This window comes from Microvirga sp. jy35, from assembly GCF_056148915.1.
In genome coordinates this window covers 26,207-46,398 of sequence record NZ_JBWBEW010000031.1, presented here as the reverse complement: position 1 = coordinate 46,398, position 20,192 = coordinate 26,207, and the positions used below count along the sequence as shown (strand labels likewise).

The window sequence follows — 20,192 nt, the reverse complement described above, 5'->3', positions numbered from 1 at the left end:
CCAGCCAAGGAGAGCAGGTGTCGCCCGCAAAGGACGGATCCTCCCTGCTGGCTTTACGCCAGAGCGGGGCTTCAGGCGGTGGCGGCAGAGGTGCCGTCACAACCCAAGGATCAGTCCTATGACTTTGTCTGACACCCAGCTCATGCTGCTCTCCTCTGCCTCTCAGCGGGAGGATCTCCTTGTTACCCTGCCTGCCCCTCCCAAAACTGGATCAGCCAGGAACAGCTTGTCCAAGCTACTGTCACAGGGACTGGTCGAGGAGGTTGCAGTAACTCGTGAGCAGCCAGACTGGCGTACCGACGATGAGGGACAGTTGATCGGCCTGCGGATCACGCGGGCTGGACTGGAAGCCATCGGTATTGAGGCTGAGGGCGAGCCGGAGGGGCATGGGAGTACCCACTGCACGCCAGAATCAACTGAATCTCAGAAAGAAGCAGCACCGGTTGGAAGCCTATCCATCCCGCGGGATGGCTCCAAGCAGGCTCTGGTGATCTCGCTCCTGCGGCGAGGGGAGGGGGCAGGTCTTGGCGAACTTGCCGCCGCCACCGGGTGGCTGCCCCACACCACCCGAGCGGCCCTCACCGCCTTACGAAAGAAGGGCTACGCCCTTGTACGTGAAAAAGGCCAGAGCGGCACAAGCGTCTATCGTATCGTCGAACGGGAGGCGTGAGCGATGAGCGATCGTGAAATCCCAGCACGGGCCGATGCTGATCGTCAGAGGATAGCGCAGGAACTGCAGCGACTGCGTGAACTCGAGACCTATGACTTACAGGTGCGGTGGCGACGCGTCTTCGGGCGCTCAGCGCCGCATCATCTGCCAAAGCATCTCCTGCTCCGTATTCTCGCCTACAAGCTCCAAGCTGACGCCTTTGGCGATCTCGATAGAGGCACCGTCCGTTTGCTTGAGCAGATTGCCCGTGACGCTGCCAAGGCAAAAACCAAGGGAGACGGGCTCAGCAAGGTCGTACCGCCCGTGGAGGAGACGCGGGGCCTCAAACCCGGGACACTGCTGGTACGGGAGCATGAGGGGGTGCTGCACCGAGTAACAGTGCAGGTGCGTGGATACGAGTGGAAAGGCCAGACCTTCGGGTCACTGTCGGAGGTCGCGCGCGCGATCACCGGCACCCGGTGGAACGGCCCCCGGTTCTTCGGCCTGCGCCAGGGTGGAACGACTGCTCAGAGCAAACGGGCTTTGGAGGTGCGGCTATGAAAAGCGAGCCATCAAAGCCGCTGCGCTGTGCAATCTACACCCGCGTGTCGACGGAGCATGGCCTGGAGCAGGAGTTCAACTCGCTCGATGCCCAGCGTGAGGCCGCAGAGGCCTACATCAAGAGCCAGGCGCATGAGGGCTGGCGATTGATCCTGGGCCGCTATGACGACGGAGGCTTCTCGGGGGGCTCGATGGAGCGGCCCGCCCTGCAGTTGCTGCTTGCCGCCATTCGCGCCCGGTCGATTGATATCGTGGTGGTCTATAAGGTTGACCGGCTTACGCGTTCCCTGGCGGACTTCGCCAAGCTGGTCGAGCTGTTCGATGAGCATGGGGTTTCGTTTGTATCGGTCACGCAGGCGTTCAACACCACAACCAGCATGGGACGGCTGACGCTCAACGTGCTGCTCTCGTTTGCCCAGTTTGAGCGCGAGGTCACCGGCGAGCGCATCCGCGACAAGATTGCAGCCTCAAAGCGTAAGGGGTTGTGGATGGGCGGGGTGGTGCCGCTCGGGTATCGAGTCGAGAGCCGTAAGCTTCTCGTCAATGAAACCGAAGCCGAGCAGGTCCGGATGCTGTTCCAGCGTTATCTGGAGATCGGCTCGGTCCCGCGCCTGCAGGAGGAGCTGCGGCGGAGCGGGTTCGTGACACGGCAGAGGAGATTGTCGTCCGGGCGGGTGATTGGAGGCATTCCCTTCACCAATGGTCCACTCGGTCATCTGCTGCGCAATCGCGTCTACCTGAGCGAGATCAAGCACAAGGGCAAAACTTTTCCGGGGGAGCACGAGGCCATCATCTCCCGCGAGGTGTTCGAGGCGGTTCAGGCGCGCCTGGCGCAGAAGAGGCGGGAGCGTCGGTGGTGGGGCTCGGAAGCCCTCCTGATAGGGCGCATTGACGATGACCAGAGCAACCGGATGACGCCGGCCCATGCCAACAAGGGCGGGGCGCGCTATCGCTACTATGTCTCGCAAGCGCTGCTGCAGCGGCGGCAGGACAACGCAGGATCCGTGTCGCGAGTGCCGGCGCCGGCACTCGAGCAAGCGGTCGTCCAGGCAGTCAGGACACGGGTGCCGCAGGGCAGTGACGATGAGTCTGACCAGGAAGTCGTCACCCGATTGATCGAGCGGGTTGTGGTGCGGAGCGGCGTCTTGGAGATCACACTTCAGGCGGCGGAGGGGCACGAACCTCGCGTGGTAGAGGTCCCCTGGTCGCGCCCGCGGCATACTCGCAAGCGCGATCTGGTTCTGCCGAAGGGGGCGGGGGAGGGCACCTCCAGGCCAATCCGTCCCGAAGCTCGAAACAAGCTCCTGCTGAGCATTGCCCGTGGGCGGGCCTGGGTCGAAGAGTTGGTGTCGGGGGAGGTGATGAATACGCATGAGATTGCGGCACCTGAGGGGCTGTCGGAGCGCTCGGTTCGGATGACACTTTCCTTAGCCTTCCTGGCGCCTGACCTCGTGAGTGCTGCTGTCGAGGGCAGGCTAACGCGGGGCACGGGGGTAATGAGCTTCGCCGAGTTGCCGTCCGATTGGGCTGAGCAGCACAGGATGCTCGGGTCCAAGATCGCAGAGTGAGCCTAAGACAAGAGTATTTGCCTATTAAATCGACGGCCCTGGGTTCAGGTCCCAGTGCGCTCATCGCTCGAAATCCTTGCGTGCGGGGCGAATAAGGACGTCGATATTTCGTCGTGACACATCGGTTATCGCGATGGTGCCCAATTGCAGCGGGAGGAGCTGCCTTGCTGAAAAATACGATTAGTAGCTCTCTGCAAATGACAGGTTAGGAGGTTTCTATGACAGCCACACAAGAGGAGCGTATCAAACGTTCGAGAGAGATTCCAATTGTCGGGAAACTGCCCGAGTATCCAGGAATATTGGCAACTATGATGATTTCGTCGGATTTGGAGATACCCCTGCGAGCGCTCGCTGACGCCCTGTTAGTGAAGGATTATAAAGGGACTACGCTGACCCGTTCGGATCGCGAACTGATCGCGACGGCTGTATCAGCAGGGAATGACTGCTTCTATTGTATGGATACACACGGGGAATTTGCCGCTGCACTGATGGGGAAGCAAGGCGTTCATTCGCAGGTGGCTGGTCAACTCGTCGACGACGTCAAGAATGAACGCTGGGATAAGCTATCGACGAAGATGCAAGAACTTATCCGCGTCGCATTGAAAGTGCGAGCTAACGCCCGCCAGTTGCAATCTGTTGATGTCAAGCGAGCGATTGATGTTGGGGCGACTGATGAGGACATTCAGCTCGCTGTTCTGATCTCCTCCGCGTTCTGTATGTACAATCGCATGGTAGACGGGATGCGTGCGCGCACGCCATCCGACCCGAGCGTATTTGAACAGCGTGCCAAGCAAATCGCTGAGTTCGGATATTCAAGTTCCCATGTGACATCCATTCCAAAAACCGTGCCCTGAAGGCATAAAGCTACTTTTAATGTCACCTTGAATCGTACGGGAAGATGAGCTGCTCCGGGCCAAGGGTGAGAACTTATAGCATTAACTGCGGCGATCCCGGCATCATACTTGCCGCATTGCTCCTGCCTCCAGCGACGTAGTCTCGTTATGAACTCTTTCTCCCGTACGTGAGGCAACCCTTTGCTGGTCTGATTATAGAGTATTGAGGCAATAGCCACAGCGCTACCCGTGGTTCGGCCGAGTTTGACGCCATTCAACGCGAATTTAGGTTTCAGACCGACCGGGACGTCTTAAGGTTTTCGAGAGAATTGCAGTCGGCGTCGGGAGCAATAGTTTCAGATGTCAACTGCCCCTCCAAGACCTCAACACGTTTCTCTAAGTGTTTTATATTGGTATAAACCTCTTCCCAAGGACTATAGTCCATGGCTTGCCCATACAGTCCAATTTCATGCCATGCAGACTTTACCATCTCTACCAATCGAGCCAGTGCCATCGACCTCTCCTGCTGAGACATATATTTATAACGAAGCAGAAAGTGTACGCCTGAACGTAAAATGCCTTCATGAGTCACACTCGTTCTTGCGCCAGTCCGATCACGACGCGATCACCGGGTCGTTGCTGTATGCGGCAGTAATAACTCGCAATGAGTAGTTCTATGTCTATGCATTGGGATTGCCTGTGATGCCCTCGTGATTTTATCGTGATTGCTTGATTCTGTTATATACCTGGATCTGCTACACCGCGTGGGGACACGCTATGCTGAACGTGAATTTGCTGGGTGGAGCGTCTTTCGATAATAATGGGGTCGTGATTCGGTCAGAACTTGGTCCGTCTGGTCGTCTTCTCGCCTGCTATCTGTTTCAGTTTATGGGGAGAGGCCATCGTCGCGAGCGTCTGGCAGACCTTTTCTGGGGCGAACTAGAGCCAGATAAGGCGCGTTCGGCTCTCAACACGGCCATATGGCGCATCCGGAAAATGCTCGATACCGGGGTCGAGCAGGGAGGCCGCCATCTGGTGACCATAGGCAATGACGTGGTTCTGGAGCCCACATCCTCCATTCATGTCGACACGCACCTCCTGCAGACCGTATCCCGAAAAATCGCTGGCCATAAGAGTTCCCACCTTACAGACGGGGACGAGGATGCAATCAGTACCGCCGTTGAGAGTTATAGCGGCCCCTTTCTAGACGGCGATGACGGTGATTGGATTCTTCAGGAACGGGAAAGGCTCCACTGCTTGTTCGTGACAAGCACGCTAGAGTTGATGCGCGCTGCGGGACGGCGATATCAATATGAACAGGCGCTCCGATATGGCCGACGAATTCTAGCGGTTGATCCTTTGCGTGAGAGCATTCAGCGAGATGTCATGCTGCTCCTTGTTCTCAACGGGCAAAGAGCAACCGCCATTCACGCTTACCAGCAATTGAAACATGTTCTAAGAACTGATCTCGGCATTGATCCTATGCCAGACACTAAGCGGCTTTATCAGGAGATCGTCTCGGGCGAGATATTCACGCAGATGAACTCCTACGCGGAAACGCAGTTCGGAGGTCACGCGCACTAAAAGGCCGGTGATGTCTAGAGCCTATGCTCTCGGTCCATAATATCGGCTGTATACCTTTCAGTGCCGCACTCCACGGATGGCGAGGCTGTATCCATTTCCAAGTGTGATACTTGTTTGTCCTCCCACACTATGTGAACTGGGGTCCATGTCCCCTTTGGGATGGCTGGCTCACGGCCTGAGTCACGACGAGATCGCTGGCTTTATCCTCTCCTGATACAAGGATGTCGTGATCCTCTCGTGAGGAATCCTGAGATCTCGACGGTTACAACTAGTGGCACTGCATCATGCAGTTGTGGGTCGGCCCATGAGCCATACCAATCAAGATCGCGCACGGGTCTTACAAACATTCCTCCTCCGATTCTGGTTCGAGCAAAACCATTGGCGCGGGACAGTCTGGCATCAGCAGCCAGACTCGGAGGGCTGGCGCCAATCCGTGGACAGACCAGAGAAAGCATTCGAGCTTGTGCATAAGACATTAGTGGAAGCTCAGTCTGCCAAACCGCGGGGGCAGTCAGATATCAGAGATAATGGAGCACCATCACCAAAATCACTCCTTTCGATCTGGGCACTTATGAAGCATGTCGTGCAGCGGTCAATGAGGTGGAGGCGGCGATGAACGACGTGCTAGCCTCTAAGACAACTTGGTCATTCACACGCAGCGCTCATCTTGTTGAGCGACTGCTTTCAATCTCGCCAAGCGCAGCGAGTTTCGACGCGCGCGGGTTCCAAACTCTCGATCCCGAACGGCGCAACCGGCTTGAGGAGATCGCCCAAACTTTCGTTGCAGGCTACAACGTTGGCCTTCGAGCTAGTACCATCGCCCAACTCCGAGAACATTTGGACGATGTCACGAGCCAACTGCGAGGTTTTGCCGCCGAGGGGGCCGCGATGAGCGCGGCTATCAGCGATGCCCTCCCATTTAGATCCATTCGACTCTCTGATTTCATCAGATCGTTCGAGCAGGAATACACTTATCTAATCCATGTTGGGGCAGGCTGGGCGTTCGCTTATGTGCCGTGGCGACGATCGAAGATCCTGAACCTCTTGGATCCGATTCACAGCTGGCTGGCGTTCGACGGTCTCGGATTCAGGGACGGGTTCTTTTCCCATAAGAGAGTGCTGGGTGGCTGGCGCCGCGAGACGTCCGGTTATGCTGCTCGCGTCTACGATCAGGGGATCGGACGGGCGCTCTGGTTTATTTGTGGCGGCTCCGTCGACCGCGTTGATGCTACCATTCGATTGCTCCCACCGGAGCGCCGGAGCGATCTCTGGTCTGGGCTGGGGCTAGCAATGGCATACGCCGGACCAAGCCATGCAGATGACATTGAGCGGGCGCTTCGGTTATCCACCTCCGTTCGACCAAGCTTCCTCCAGGGTATTGCCTTCGCGTGCGAGGCGCGCGCAAGACAAGGTTATATCCCTTCTCACACACACATCGCCTCGCACACGATCGGATTTGAGGCTTCATCTCTTGCAATGCTCGTTCGGAGCACTCGGGAGCATCTCCCAAACACCCGGCGGGACCAACCGCCGTACGAGGCATGGCGCCGGTTGGTCGCTGACTCACTCGCTCATGGGCCGGAGGCGAAGCGATGACCGTACATCTACGACGCCATGGAGCGAAGATCGTCACGGTCATGATGGTGGCTGCATTTTACTTGCTCGCAAAGCCTGCAGGCATCTCGCACGAGGACAGGAGCAGACTGGCAGCTTCGTTGAGCCTCACGCCGTCTTATTTCAAGCCCGCAGACAACGGACAACCAATGCGCGGCATCCGGAAGGTGAACCCCGCCCTCGCGCAAATAGATGCCTGGGTCTCGTCAGTCGGTGCTGGGATTGCAATTGCGGATATCGCCGGAACCGGACTTCCCGCCGATATCTGCCTTGTCGATGCACGCAACGACAGTGTTTCGGTTCTGCCTGCTCCCGGCACTGGCGACCGGTATCACGCCTTTGCCCTCCCGACCCCCTCCGACGGGTACGATCCGCGCACGATCGCCCCCACCGGATGCCTACCAATTGACGCCAACGAGGATGGTTGGCTCGACCTTCTGGTTTACTATTGGGGTCGCACCCCAGTTGTCTTTCTGCGGCGAGATAGTCGAGAGTTAAACTCGTCGGCATTTGACGCCGTCGAGGTTACGTCGAAGCGGGAGATCTGGAACACGAATGCTGCGGTCGTAGCAGATGTGGATGGCGATGGGCGTTCCGATCTCATCTTTGGCAACTACTTTGCAGATGGCGAACTCGTCCTTGATGAACAGGCAACTAGCACTGTGCAAATGCAGCATTCGATGTCTCGGGCAGAGAATGGTGGCAGCAACCGACTTCTGCTCTGGCAAACCGCGACAAGAACATCGGTAACGTACCAGGATGCGAGCGGGGCGTTCACCCCCGAGATGGCTAGAGGTTGGACCTTAGCGCTTGCTGCACGAGACCTTGATGACAAATTCATCAGGAACTCTGGGGACGAGATGCAGAAGTTCCGCTACCTGCCGGAAATTTACATCGCGAACGATTTTGGCTCAGATCGCCTGCTTCTTAACCGCTCTATCCCTGGGAACCCTCGCTTCGAGTTAGTGGAAGGAACACGACGACTAGCCACGCCGCGTTCCAAGGTGCTCGGACGCGACTCCTTCAAGGGGATGGGTGTTGACTTCGGTCAGGTTGGAGATGATGGCCGATCAGCAATCGCTGTCAGTAACATCTCGTCCCCCTATGCACTGCTTGAGAGCCACTTCCTGTTCGTTGACACCGGCGATGCCGGAGCATGGGCCCGTGGCGAAGCACCGTTCCATGATGAGAGTGGCCGCAGAGGCACATGGACGAGTGGATGGGCATGGGACATCAAGTTTGCGGACCTTCTAAATAGCGGGCGCCCCGCGATCCTGCAGGCCATCGGCTTCATGAAGGGAGGGCGTAATCGCTGGCCGGAACTGCAAGAACTTGCCATGGGGAACGATGAACTGCTGCGTTGGGCCGGTATGTGGCCGCGCTTCTCGCGCGGGGACGAACTCTCCGGCCATGACCACGATCGCCTGTACGTCCCAGGACCGGACGGACACTACCAGGATGTGTGGCCGTCGCTCGGGTTGGACGCGGCGACGATCTCGCGGGGCATTGCGACCGGTGATGTCTTCGGAGACGGACGGCTATCGATAGCGGTCGCCCGGCAGTGGAGCGATTCCTTGTTCTTGCGCAACATGTCCTCAGTTGGGCAGGCGATCGTCCTGGACTTGCGACTTCCCGGATCCGTCGCCGGTACCCGCGCCGCCATCGGAGCCGAGGCTCGTGTGAGACTGCCGAACGGCCAGATTGTCACGTCATTCGTGGACGGCGGGAGCGGCCACGGCGGAAAGCGTGCGCCTGAGATCCACCTCGGCGTCGGGCAGGGCCCAGCCGAGCAGGTGTATGACGTAGAAATCCGCTGGCGGGACAATCGGGGCGCTCACGCCCGGGTTGTCAGGGTCGCGGCGGGACGGCACCAAATAGTGCTCGGCCCTTCTGACCTTCCGAAGAACGCTCCGGCAGACACAGCAACTGACGGGAGAAAGTGATGGCCGCTAACATGATCGGTCCCGCCGCGCCCGCGGCTCAAGGCCGGACACTTGCAGACCGTTGGTATTCCGAAAAGCGTCTCGGGGGGTTGTCACGCTTTGCGCTGGCGATCACGATCCTTAACATTCTGGGACACACGGTGCTCGGATTTGAGCAATCCTGGCTGACACCGTTCGTAGCGGTGGGCGCTGCTTATTTGACCGACCTCGTCGGCGAGACAGTAGAAGCGCTATGCTGCCGTCGGGCAGCACGATACGAAGGCGGTCCCCTGAACCTCCTGAAGTTTTTGCTTCCCGCTCATATCAGCGGACTTGCCGTTGGGATGCTCCTCTATGCTGCGGACAACCTCTCTGCTGTCGCTTTCGCGGCTTCAGTCGCGATGGCATCCAAGTATCTCTTCCGGGTCGCAGTCGACGTTGCGAAGAACGGCCAGCCAACCCTTCGACATTACCTTAATCCGTCGAATTTCGGTATTACGGTCACGCTCCTATTGTTCCCCACAGTCAGCATCGCACCGCCCTACCAGTTCACGGAGAACACCGCCGGAATTGTCGACTGGCTGCTCCCGTTAATCGTGATCGGCACAGGGAGCTATCTCAACACCAAGGCTACCGGCCGCATGCCACTTATCCTCGCCTGGGTTGGCGCTTTCGCCGTACAGGCTGTCGTTCGGGCGAGCATCCACGACACCCCAGTCTTGGCCGGCCTCATGCCGATGACGGGCTTCGCATTTATCCTTTTCACCTTCTATATGGTGACTGATCCAGCGACGACGCCAACTAAAGTCTCAAGTCAGATCGCATTCGCGACCGCCGTGGCATTCGGCTATGCGGTCTTTATGGAACTCCACATTGTCTTCGGTCTGTTCTACGCCCTGACGATTGTCACGGCCGGGAGAGGAGCGCTAATCGCACTCTCTGGACACGTGCGGATCCGGCGCTTGCCGGCAAAACCCGCCAGCATTGTGGCTCCGATCACGGCCGCGGAGTAGCATCATGGCGACCCAACCGGCGATCTCTATTCTTTCACTCGCCTGCCGTTTTCCTGAAGCATGTTCTCCGGAAGATTTATGGGCGAACGTTCTAGAGGGACGGAGGTCCTTTCGCGCAATTCCGCCAGAACGCCTCGATCTGGCTCGGTATGCAGCTTCTGTAGTAGGTGAGGCAGACTCCATTACGCCGATTCAAGCAGGTCTCTTGACGAACTGGCGTTTCGACCGCGCCGCTTTCCGAATTCCAAAGAGCACCTTTGAGTCAACGGATCTCACACATTGGCTTGCGCTGGAGTTAGCTGAAGAGGCACTCGCAGGCGCCGGTGGGCTGCATAAGCTCAACCCGGATCGGACGGCAGTTGTGGTGGCCAACACTCTAACAGGCGAGTTTAGTCGGGCATCCCTGTTACGCCTCCGTGCACCGTTCCTCGATGACGTCCTAGCGAGCAGTGCTGAGAGTGAGGGGCTTACTCCTGAACAGAGCAAACGTCTTCGAGCTGCTTTCGCGTCCGAGCTGCGCCGGCAGTTCTCAGCTCCCAGCGAAGATAGCCTTGCCGGCGGCCTTGCAAACACCATCGCAGGTCGCATTGCCAACCACTTTGATTTTCATGGCGGCGCATACACGGTCGATGCTGCGTGCGCGTCGTCACTGGTAGCGATTGCCGATGCTGCCAACCTGCTCGCGTCGGAGCAGGTCGACGCCGTACTCGTCGGCGCAGTTGACCTCAGTCTTGATCCTTTCGAATTAACGGGTTTCTCACGCAACGGAGCTCTTGCAGCAGAAGAAATGCGAGTCTTCGATGCGCGCTCGAACGGGTTTTGGCCGGGCGAGGGCGGTGCATTCGTGTTGCTGATGCGGGAGGGTGACGCCAGCCGTGCTAACCTGCCTGATCTTGCTCGCATCCGTGGATGGGGTCTTTCGACGGATGGGGCTGGAGGGCTCACGAGACCATCGGTAGCTGGTCAAGTCCTGGCTCTTGAACGTGCCTATGAAGGCGCTGGGGTTGATCCAAACGACGTTGCCTTCATCGAAGCCCATGGGACCGGGACGCCCGTAGGAGATCCGATCGAGATACGAGCCCTGGCAACGCTTCGGACGCAGGGACGGCAGTCGCTCCCCGTCGGGTCGATAAAGGCCAACATTGGCCATACGAAAGCGGCTGCTGGTTTCGCCGGAATGATCAAGACAATTGCGGCGCTTCAGCATAGAACCGTGCCACCGCACACCGGCTGTACCGTGCCTCATCCGGTATTCGAAGAGGTCGATCATCGGGTTCAGCCGGCAGCAGTGTCAGCAATTGAGGGCCGGGCGGCGCTCGCTGGGGTGTCTAGTTTTGGATTTGGCGGCATCAACGCCCACGTGGTGGTCGAGCGCACCGGAACGACCCGCCAGGTGGTACCCCGTCGAGCCCCGAATTCCCATGATGTTGAACTCTTCCTATTCGCGGGAGAGACCCCGGCGGATGTGATCGAGCAAATCGGCCCGATTGAGGCCCGCGCGAGCTCGATGAGCATGTCCGACGTGACCGACGCAGCCGCATCTGTGGCACAGCGACTGCAAAAAGGATCCGTTCGAGCTGCGGTTCTCGCCCGACGGGGGGACGATCTTGCCGCTCGTCTCACCCGCGCCAAGGCCGGGATGACGAGCGGCCAATACCGAAGCGAGCCGGAACACGGGGTATTTCTTGGCCATGCTGCGACAGCGCCACGCCTAGGGTTCCTGTTCCCTGGACAGGCCGCCCCAGTGAGACCGACAGGCGGGCTATGGCCGCGATGTTTTGGACTCGCTGCCGAGCTGGTGTCTGGGCTTCCGCCGAGCGCGGGCGCAAAGTGTGACGCGACGGAGATTGCCCAGCCGGCCATCATGGCGGCGAATCTGGCGGCGCTCGGTCTCATAACAAGCCTAGGACTTCAGGCGGACCTTGCGGTCGGTCACAGCCTGGGAGAGATCGCCTCCGTGTGCTGGGCCGGTGGGTTGAGCCCCGAAGCCGCTCTCGTGCTTGCCGGGCAGCGGGGTGCCGTTATGGCCCGCGACGCCCGTCCAGGCGGCGCGATGCTCCGGGTTGCGCGTCCTGCCAGCGAGATCGAGCCGATTGCCGATCGATACGGGGCTGTCATTGCCTGTGAGAACGGACCTGCTGACACGGTCCTTGCCGGGCCGTCCGTGGCGATTGACAGGCTGGCGACGTTGTTCGGCGAGGGGAACATCGAAACGACGTCGATGCGCGTCTCTCATGCGTTCCACAGTCCAGATATGGTGGGAGCCATTCCTGGTCTGCAGTTGCTGTTGGATCGTATTCACTGGCAGCCTCTTAGGAAGACAGTCATCTCTACGGTGACTGGAGCACCTCTCGATGCGCAGGCGAGTATGCGTGACCTTCTATCAGAACAGCTCACAAGAAGGGTTTGCTTCGATACCGCAATGAGCGCAGCGGCAGGTCTTGCCGATCTGTTCATCGAGATCGGGCCAGGTCAGGGATTGTCCCGATTGGTTAAGGAGCGTGGGATCCCATCGATGCCGACGGACGCCTTCGGGCCCTCTTTGGCTCCTCTCCTTTCCACATTGGCCGAACTCCATGTTCGAGGATGCGACCTGAACTCCAGGCCACTCTATGCCGAGCGGCAGATCCGTTCCCTAGACATGGTAGTTCCGGCCTTTCTTGAGAGTCCCTGCGGCAAGGTCACATCGGACCCCGCCAAGCGGCTGCCACTGGCTCCGGAACCTTTTGAAGTTCCCGATCATCCTGTGGTGCTATCGGGCGATCCTCTCGCAAAGGTCCTTGCGGTCATTGCCGCTCAAACCGGATTGCCGGAGGGGACGTTCGGGGCGGATGATCGTTTCCTTGAGAAGCTCCATTTGAACTCACTTGCGGTCACCCGCATAGTAAGCGCAGCTGCGAAAGCCCTTGACGCCAGGACGCCCGCAGCCCCCACTGAATTCGCAAATGCAACGTCGCGGATTCTCTGCAGTGCACTTTTGGAGCTTCGAGATCTCGATCAGGAGCCTCAGTCGAGGCGAATTTCAGGTGTGCGGCCGTGGGTTGACACATATGCGATGCGCTGGGTGCCGGCCGAAGCGACGCAACCCAGGCAAGAATCTATCGAATGGTCGATCCTGACCATCGTTGGCGCGGATGAAGCGCTCACTTGCCCCCGCACAGAAGGACTGGCGATCCGCCTCGCTGGCCCATTCACCCGTATAGTGGCGGAGCAACTGATTGCTCTGGTCGCTCAGGCTGCACGCGAGGGAATCTCACACCTAGCAATTCTGCACGACGATGCACCCGTCGCAGGTTTTGCCCGATCGCTGGCGCACGAGCGATCGTTTCGCAAGGTTCGCGTAATCGCAGGAGACCAAGGCCATCTGTGTTCCAACGACTTGGATGCGGCACTGAACTGGCCATGCGAGCGCTATTCGGAGATCCGTGTCCGCGCCAGCGGCGCACTGGAGGTGCCAATATTTGAGCATGTGCAGCCGACCTCAGATCCCCAAGCGGCCACCGGACCCGGTGACGTGGTGCTGGTCGTCGGAGGAGGGCGCGGCATCGCTGCGGAATGCGCTCTCCGGCTCGGTCAGACTGGAGCATCGCTCGTGCTTGTAGGCCGCAGTCCGCCGGACGCACCTCAGATTTTGGAGACGCTTACCCGTGCCAAGAGGGGAGGGATCCGCTGCGTCTACGTCTGCGCCGACGCCAACGAGCAAGCACCCTTCGCTTCTGCTCTTGCTCCTAGCTTCGAGGAGTTTGGAGCTCCGACGACATTGCTTCATGCCGCCGCGGTGAATGAGCCAATGCGGATCTCGTCAGTCGACGCCGATACGGCGCGTCGGGCACTTCTCCCGAAGATGGATGCATTCACGAATGCCATCGCAGCCTGTGGGCCATCGCTGCGGCGGATCATCACCTTTGGCTCCCTGATTGGCCGCATCGGTCTTGACGGTGAGGCGCATTACGCCCTTGCGAATGCGGCGCAGAGCGCCGCGACCGACGACTGGGCCCAGGCGGGGCCCGGCCGTTCGGCACTCGCCATCGAGTGGTCGGTCTGGGGCGGCCTTGGTATGGGAGAACGGCTCGGCACGATCGAGCGACTCACATCGTCGGGCGTCGACCCGATTTCAATGGACGATGCTTTGGACGTGTTCGACCACTTCGTTGGGGCGGGCGCGTGTGGAGTCGTCGCAGTGACTAGTCGCTTCGGGCCGCCTCCGGATCTTAATCTTGGTGACCTAGCGCTTCCATCGCTTCGGTTCGTCGACCAGCCTCTCATCCACTTCCCTCACAAAGAAATTGTGCTCCAGACAAGCCTGTCGCAAGGACGCGATCCCTATCTCGCCGACCACATTATCGAAGGGCACCCAGTCTTCCCGGGTGCCATGGCGATCGAGGCGATGGCTCAGGCAGCGTCATGCCTTTTGCCGGTTCGGGCACTGAGGGTGGTTGAGAATGTGGCGTTCGACCGAGCAATCAATGTTCCGCGGAGAGGAGAAGTTGTCATTCGCATTGCAGCGCTGCAACTCAATGAATCGGTCGAAGTTAGCTTGTTCTCGGCTGATGACAACTTCACGAGCCCAGCCATGCGAGCTGTCTTCAAGTCGTCGGAGGATCGTCCAATCCGGCCAGCGGCTAGCCTACCGGATATCGTACCACGGTGCAGCCTACCGAGTGACGATCTATACCAAGGCTTGATCTTCAGTACGGGCCGGTTCCGCCGATTAGAACGCCTCGAGGCTGCCAGCTCACGTCGCGTCGACGCTTCGCTCTCGCGGCCCTCCGGAGAACGTTGGTTCAGCGCCTACGAACCTTGGAATTTTCTTCTTTGGGATCCGGGAGCGGCCGACGCCTGCATGCATGCTCTGCAAGTCACAATCCCGCATCGACGGCTTCTGCCCGTCTCCATCGGGCAGATTGAGGTGGTGAGTGACCGAGTCCCGGCGCGGATCTGCGCCATCGAGCGCGAGGCGCAGGCGAAGAGATATGTGTTCGACATCTTCGTCGAAGACATGAATGGGGAATGCATTCAGCGCTGGGAGAAGGCTGTGTTTCGAGCGCTGAACGATATCGACCCAACACCAAGTCTCTTGGCGCAGCCCGCGCTGTTCGTACCGTACCTTGAGCGTATGGTCCGTGAGGCGTTTCAGGACGACAGTGTCGAGGTCGCATTTGTTAGAGACCAGCGTAGCGGGCGGGACGGGCGTCGCCGCATCGCCCTCGCGCAATTGGGGATGGAAGACGTGGATCATCGTGCCGACGGAGCGCCAATGCGGTCGCGGGGCACTGGATCAGTCTCAATAGCTCACCGACAAGACGTTACTCTGGCTGTCGTGGCTCGGGGACGCATCGGATGCGATGTTGAGACCCTGCAGGAGGACATGACTGCCCGGCACACTGCAGCAACCGAGGCATGTAGGAAGCTCGGCCGGCGGGTCGTCCTCGATCCGGCGGGCGAGTTACCATCGGGTCGGGTCGTGCGCATAGAAGACATGGTTCTACTCACGCTGGACCTTCCATCGGTACTGGGCGTTCAAAGTGTCGCCTTCAGCACCATTGCACAAGGAGAGGGTTAATGGAGTACCAACTAGCCCTGCAAGCGCTAGATGTGACTGACGCCACAGCATTCGTCTACCGTCACACCGTATGCTTCGAGGAAACAAATGTCGTCGGGAATGTCTACTATGCCCGGCACGTATCGTGGCAAGGTCGATGCCGCGAGATGTTCCTAAAGACGTATGCGCCGGAGCTCCTCGAGGAGATCGCGCGTGACCTCCGGCTAGTGACGATCCGGGTGACCTGCGAATACTTCGAAGAGCTGCAAGCGTTCGACGAGATTGAGATCAGGATGCGGCTAGGCTACGTACGGGCGCACCGCATCGGCCTCAACTTCGAATACGCGCGGCCTCTAATCGGCGCCAACGCCGTTGTCGCCCAAGGATTCCAGGAGATTGGTTGTATGCGGATGGCGACTGGTGGCCTAGTCGCAACGGCACCACCGGATGCCCTTCTGAATGCTCTGCAACCGTTCTGCAGACGGTAGCTTCGGTAAGGCTCGCTTCGGCAAGCCGAACGCCACCGTGCCGGATTGCGATCCCGTACTCGATGCAGAATGCGTGGGCCTAGTTGTGAGCCGCGCCCGACGGGTGACCAGCTGGTCACGCATGCAGTGAAAGGCCTGCAGGCCGACCTGCTCGGTCGAGCGCACCTGGGTAAAGCGCATTGTCGGGCGCGTTACCGCCTCGGCAATGGCCCCGGCATGGATGGTGTCGCTCCTGTTCGACTTCACATAGGGATTCACGAATTGTGCTGGAATGGTACGCACCCGACTGCCCATGCCCTGGAGCTTGCGCGCTAGCCACGGCGGACCGGGAGAGGCCTCCATGTCGATGAACGCCTGCTCGGTCTTCCCGAAGTAGGCCAGAAGTTTCTCCCGTCCGAACTTCAACCGCTGGATGACAGCCCCACGCTCGTTGAGCCCTACGACGTGGAGGATGCTCTTTCTGCGGTTGGCACCATAAACGACGGCGCTCCCTTGCCGGCTCTTGGATAGCGCCTTTCCTCCTCTGCTCACGTGCTCCCCCTCCCCGAGGTAGAGCGGGACAGATCATCCCGTTAGTGGTGAAGCCCGCCGTTCGACGTGAGGTCGCAGGCGATCTGCAGAAGACCTATGGCATCAGCGAACGGCGGGCAGGCTCGGCAAATGGCTTTCATCGCTCCTCTCAGCGCTACCGCAAGCAGTCGGACGCGCAAATTGAGTTGCGGATGCGGCTCAAGGAGCGGGCAGATGCTCCGGTGCGCTACGGCTACCGCAGGCTGCACATCCTGCGGCGGCGGAAGGGCTGGCCAGTCAACACAAGCGCACGTACTGCCTCTACTGCGAGGAAGGGCTGTCGATCCGGCCCAAATAATGGAGGCAAAGGCGGTACCTGTCCGTTGAGCCGCCGCAAAAGCTGACGTCCAGCTGGGATGACTCTGACCATTCTGTGATGGACTGCTACGAGTTGCTGCTTTGATTCAAAATCGCTGTTCTGCGGTGACTTAACCGTGATCAATGCGCCACCTCCCGGCAAGCCAGCCGACACACCCCTGGAATCCTGCGGTGCTCTCCGTCACCTACGGTGCACTTCGCTGCCTGGCTTAGTACTAATAGAGCGTCGAGCGACCAGAGCTATAATGGACTGAACGAAAGAGACAACCTTCTGGTCAAGTGGCTAGGACTTCCGCCACACACTGATCAAAAAATGGAGGATGATCATGGTAAAGCCTATTATCTCCGGGCCTTATAGAACGTTCCGCGCGCTAAATCAGTGGGAGACATTTCTAGAGTATGAAGGATCAACTATAACGATTCCAATAAAAGCACGCCGGTCTGCTTCTGATCCTTGGATGGAAGATACTCTGCGCCTTAAGGCGTTTATGAGGCTTGAGGTGATGCCACCGTACATCAATAATCTTGGAACACGAGAGTTCCAATTCATTATACGAGACTGGGATCTATACGGGAAAAGCCCAGTACTGAACCAACTCTTTTTCAACGATCCACGCGGGCATTTTCTAGAGGATGCGGCAACAGGGTTTGCAGATTATGTTCCGGCAGCGATTACCTTTTGTGTATCTCGAAATTTTCATATTGGCGTCGATCCGGGCCAAGACATCTCGCCAAGCGATATCTTCTCAAATGCTAGAGATATTGAGATACGGAATCTTACAAGTCATCACTTCCGCGTTTGGGCACCGTATGAGGAGCATGGACCAAATAGCACCTTCTATAGTCACTCCAACAACCGGATTTACTGGCAGATACTTCCGCCGCAAATTGTAGCCAACGCTAAGCTCGAGTACATAGCTTCAGCCAATGGTAACTTGCTCAATGCTTCTACCGCTGAAGGGCAACCACTGATCGTGTTTCACAAGAAATCTCCAGGTATACCTGGAGTATCGGACGGGTTCGATATTGCGAATGCGGTTGATAGAGCGCGCTATCTGCTTGCATTGGCGCCACTTGCTCCAACCGGGAGACGTCTTGTTGGAGGCGAAGAACGACCTTTTGTAGCAGCCTCGTTACCAGTACGCGGGCTAACCGTTAACTCCGTCCAAGTTCCGGGCAACACCACTCTCTCTTCGCTCTCCCGCTCACAGCAGCCTTTGGAAATTCGTTTTGGCCTCAATCCGTCAATAAGAGACGCAGCAGATGCGAAGGCTGCATTAGAACGTGCATGGGCAGTTGGCACGGAACCCAGAATATATAGTGGCTGGATTCAAACCGTGAACCCCGCGCGGAGCTTAGCGACCGCGGATCAGGCGCCAGATCCCGGATATCCCTATGATTCAGCTGATTTTCCAGCCCGCATCGCGTATGCGATAAATTACGACATCTTTATAAACAAAGAGCGTTTCGTTGAGGATCAATCAGGAATTGCAATTGCAGTCGGGGCAGGCGAAGTTCCACCTCGCGATGTGAAAGTAGCGTTTGAGAAGCCACATGCCGGATATGTTTCACAGAAGTATATAGAATTCGCTGCGGGCTCCTGCACGGGAATGAGTGAGATTTCGCAGCACGAATTCGACGAGGGAATAAATTTCTCTCGTTACTGGCGAACAGTACCCTTGGACTTCTCGAGCGTCGGTAGTTTCGCTGCAGGGGTCGGCCCGGGAGGAAGTGCTGGCTTCGAGGACTATTTCCGCGACCGTGTTTACTGAGTCAGCAACCAGGCCATGGTTCGGTTAGGCACAAAAAGGGAGCGGAGCAGAACTGGCCCAGACTTGTGGCGACTGGCATCGATCAGCGCTGTTCTGCTTGGGGCAACGGTCAGCCAGTTGCCGCAAATTATCGCTGCAACTGCGACACGGGACCGGAGGAGGCGGGACAATGCGATTGGGGTAGCGCTTGCAAATACGGCAGAGTCACTCGGCCCCGTGTTCATAAAGTTTGCTCAAATGCTAAGTTATCGGACCGACCTCTTTCCTGACACACTGCTTCATCCAATATCAAGGTTACAGGACCAAGTTACTTCGCCGAACCAGATCGAACTACGATGCGTTGTCGAGAACTCGTTCGGCAAACCTCTGTCGGAAGTGTTTCAGAGTTTCGACGCGAAGCCTGTTGCGTGTGGCAGCGTCGCGGCCGTATGCCGAGCAGTAACACGGGATGGAACTCCAGTTGCTGTGAAGATCGTACGCCCGTGTGTGGCAGATCAAATCACTCGTGATGTTTCCTGTCTTCGCTGGTTAGTCGAAACAGTTTCTAAGTGGCCCTCTGTTAAGGGAATTCCAATTATTGAGAGTTTCGATGTAATCTCCGCGATGATATTGGCGCAGACGGATATGCGTGAGGAGACGCGCCACCTTTTCTGCTTTCAGAAGGCGCTCGCGCACCTTCCACGAGTTGTAGTACCACGAGTTCACGAGAATATTTTATCGGGCTGTGTACTCGTGATGGAATTCGTCCAAGACGCAGTTCCACTTACCCACGCAAGTGTGCCGGTTACTGTCTTCCGTTCAGCTGTGAAGGATCTTCTGAATGGTCTGTACACAATGATTTTCAAGACGGGAATTGTACACTGCGACATGCACCCAGGGAACCTACTCATTCGGCCTGACGGGGTCCTTGTGCTTGTGGATGCTGGCCTAGTCACAACCCTCAGCGATCATGATCGACGTTGTTTCAGAGATTTCTTTCTTTCGATCGCGTGCAACGATCCAGTCGGCTGCGCGAACGCGATCAAAGCAACGGCGCTATCAGTGCCGGCGAATATGGACCCGGTTGCGTTCCACGAAGAGGTCTGCCAACTGGTCCACCGGTACCATGGACGTCTAGCTGGCGATTTCCTAGTGGCTGATCTCGCGCATCACGTATTCAGGATACAGCGACGCTTTGGTCTGTTTAGCGCTCCCGGCTTTGTAGCAGCTATTTGGGCGCTCGTTATGTTCGAGGGACTGGTGCGCAAGCGCTTTCGAGATCTCAACTTCCAGACTCAAGCAAAGCCATTCTTCACAGCAGCGATTCTCGACGACATTAGGCGAACGAACTGATCTGTTTCTGAGATTTGGCCGCCGCTGCTTTGCAAAATTTTAGACGTAATCGTAGTTTTGGAACAAGTCTATTGCCGAGACTCGCGCCACTGCTGAAGATTGGGTCCTAAGAAGGTCCTGGTGCAGGCCTCGATAGCGATGCCAGATTCGGGAGTTCAAGGACCCGCGCCTTTACTGAGTCCAGGTCACCATGCCGGGGGAAGCACCGCGTTGGTGGAGCGCCTTCTCTAGCATATCGAGCCATAGCGATATTATCGGAATGATAGTCATTCGGCGCCGTTCCGCCCTAGCGAGCTAACCCTGGCGCTGGACCACCAAACCCAAGCGCTTCAGCCTAACCTGATCCCTGGAAGCTGGACCGGCCAAAGTGGGAATTTTCCCGTAATCTCTCCCGGCTGGGAGAAGGGGATAGGCCATGAAGGTGTC

General features: G+C 58.0%; 13 protein-coding genes and 1 pseudogene. 13 read left to right on the top strand and 1 reads right to left on the bottom strand.

The features are described 5' to 3' along the window. The first annotated feature begins 118 nt into the window (after positions 1-118). The 10 genes from AC0QTX_RS19615 to AC0QTX_RS19570 all read left to right on the top strand — a co-directional run bounded on the left by AC0QTX_RS19615 (position 119) and on the right by AC0QTX_RS19570 (position 15,774). Positions 119-670, top strand: coding sequence for a DUF3489 domain-containing protein (locus tag AC0QTX_RS19615; protein WP_474605502.1), 552 nt, complete (start codon positions 119-121; stop codon positions 668-670). A gap of 3 nt (positions 671-673) precedes the next feature. Then, on the top strand, positions 674-1,210 hold the full coding sequence (locus tag AC0QTX_RS19610; protein ID WP_474605501.1) for a DUF2924 domain-containing protein: 537 nt from the start codon (positions 674-676) through the stop codon (positions 1,208-1,210). Next, on the top strand, positions 1,207-2,778 hold the full coding sequence (locus AC0QTX_RS19605) for a recombinase family protein (RefSeq protein ID WP_474605500.1): 1,572 nt from the start codon (positions 1,207-1,209) through the stop codon (positions 2,776-2,778). Before AC0QTX_RS19610 ends, AC0QTX_RS19605 begins: the two co-directional genes overlap by 4 nt. Before the next feature lie 218 nt (positions 2,779-2,996). Continuing rightward, a complete protein-coding gene (locus AC0QTX_RS19600) occupies positions 2,997-3,632 on the top strand; it encodes a carboxymuconolactone decarboxylase family protein (protein WP_474605499.1) in 636 nt (211 codons plus the stop codon). 756 nt (positions 3,633-4,388) lie between these two features. Then, a complete protein-coding gene (locus tag AC0QTX_RS19595) occupies positions 4,389-5,195 on the top strand; it encodes an AfsR/SARP family transcriptional regulator (protein ID WP_474605498.1) in 807 nt (268 codons plus the stop codon). A 612-nt stretch (positions 5,196-5,807) separates the two neighbouring features. Continuing rightward, positions 5,808-6,791, top strand: coding sequence for a DUF1702 family protein (locus AC0QTX_RS19590; RefSeq protein ID WP_474605497.1), 984 nt, complete (start codon positions 5,808-5,810; stop codon positions 6,789-6,791). After that, a complete protein-coding gene (locus AC0QTX_RS19585) occupies positions 6,788-8,752 on the top strand; it encodes a CRTAC1 family protein (RefSeq protein ID WP_474605496.1) in 1,965 nt (654 codons plus the stop codon). Before AC0QTX_RS19590 ends, AC0QTX_RS19585 begins: the two co-directional genes overlap by 4 nt. Next, positions 8,752-9,744, top strand: coding sequence for a hypothetical protein (locus AC0QTX_RS19580; protein ID WP_474605495.1), 993 nt, complete (start codon positions 8,752-8,754; stop codon positions 9,742-9,744). Before AC0QTX_RS19585 ends, AC0QTX_RS19580 begins: the two co-directional genes overlap by 1 nt. A gap of 4 nt (positions 9,745-9,748) precedes the next feature. Further along, a complete protein-coding gene (locus AC0QTX_RS19575) occupies positions 9,749-15,307 on the top strand; it encodes an SDR family NAD(P)-dependent oxidoreductase (protein ID WP_474605494.1) in 5,559 nt (1,852 codons plus the stop codon). Next, the gene (locus AC0QTX_RS19570; RefSeq protein WP_474605493.1) at positions 15,307-15,774 is read left to right on the top strand and encodes an acyl-CoA thioesterase; all 468 of its coding nucleotides are present in this window, start codon (positions 15,307-15,309) and stop codon (positions 15,772-15,774) included. Before AC0QTX_RS19575 ends, AC0QTX_RS19570 begins: the two co-directional genes overlap by 1 nt. Here the strand turns inward: AC0QTX_RS19570 and AC0QTX_RS19565 are convergent. Further along, positions 15,712-16,305 carry a transposase gene (locus AC0QTX_RS19565; RefSeq protein ID WP_474605492.1) on the bottom strand — a complete coding sequence of 198 codons (594 nt, stop codon included), beginning with the start codon at positions 16,303-16,305 and terminating at the stop codon, positions 15,712-15,714. The two genes, AC0QTX_RS19570 and AC0QTX_RS19565, sit on opposite strands and share 63 nt — an antisense overlap. A 44-nt stretch (positions 16,306-16,349) precedes the next feature. On the opposite strand from AC0QTX_RS19565, the pseudogene AC0QTX_RS19560 reads away from it, so the two are divergent. The 3 genes and pseudogenes from AC0QTX_RS19560 to AC0QTX_RS19550 form a co-directional block, all read left to right on the top strand. Continuing rightward, positions 16,350-16,639, top strand: a pseudogene (locus tag AC0QTX_RS19560) (IS3 family transposase); the annotation flags it as partial. 349 nt (positions 16,640-16,988) lie between these two features. Next, complete coding sequence (locus tag AC0QTX_RS19555; RefSeq protein WP_474605491.1) at positions 16,989-18,434, top strand: hypothetical protein; 1,446 nt, start codon at positions 16,989-16,991, stop codon at positions 18,432-18,434. A gap of 15 nt (positions 18,435-18,449) precedes the next feature. Then, positions 18,450-19,766 carry an ABC1 kinase family protein gene (locus tag AC0QTX_RS19550; RefSeq protein WP_474605490.1) on the top strand — a complete coding sequence of 439 codons (1,317 nt, stop codon included), beginning with the start codon at positions 18,450-18,452 and terminating at the stop codon, positions 19,764-19,766. Positions 19,767-20,192 lie beyond the last annotated feature (426 nt).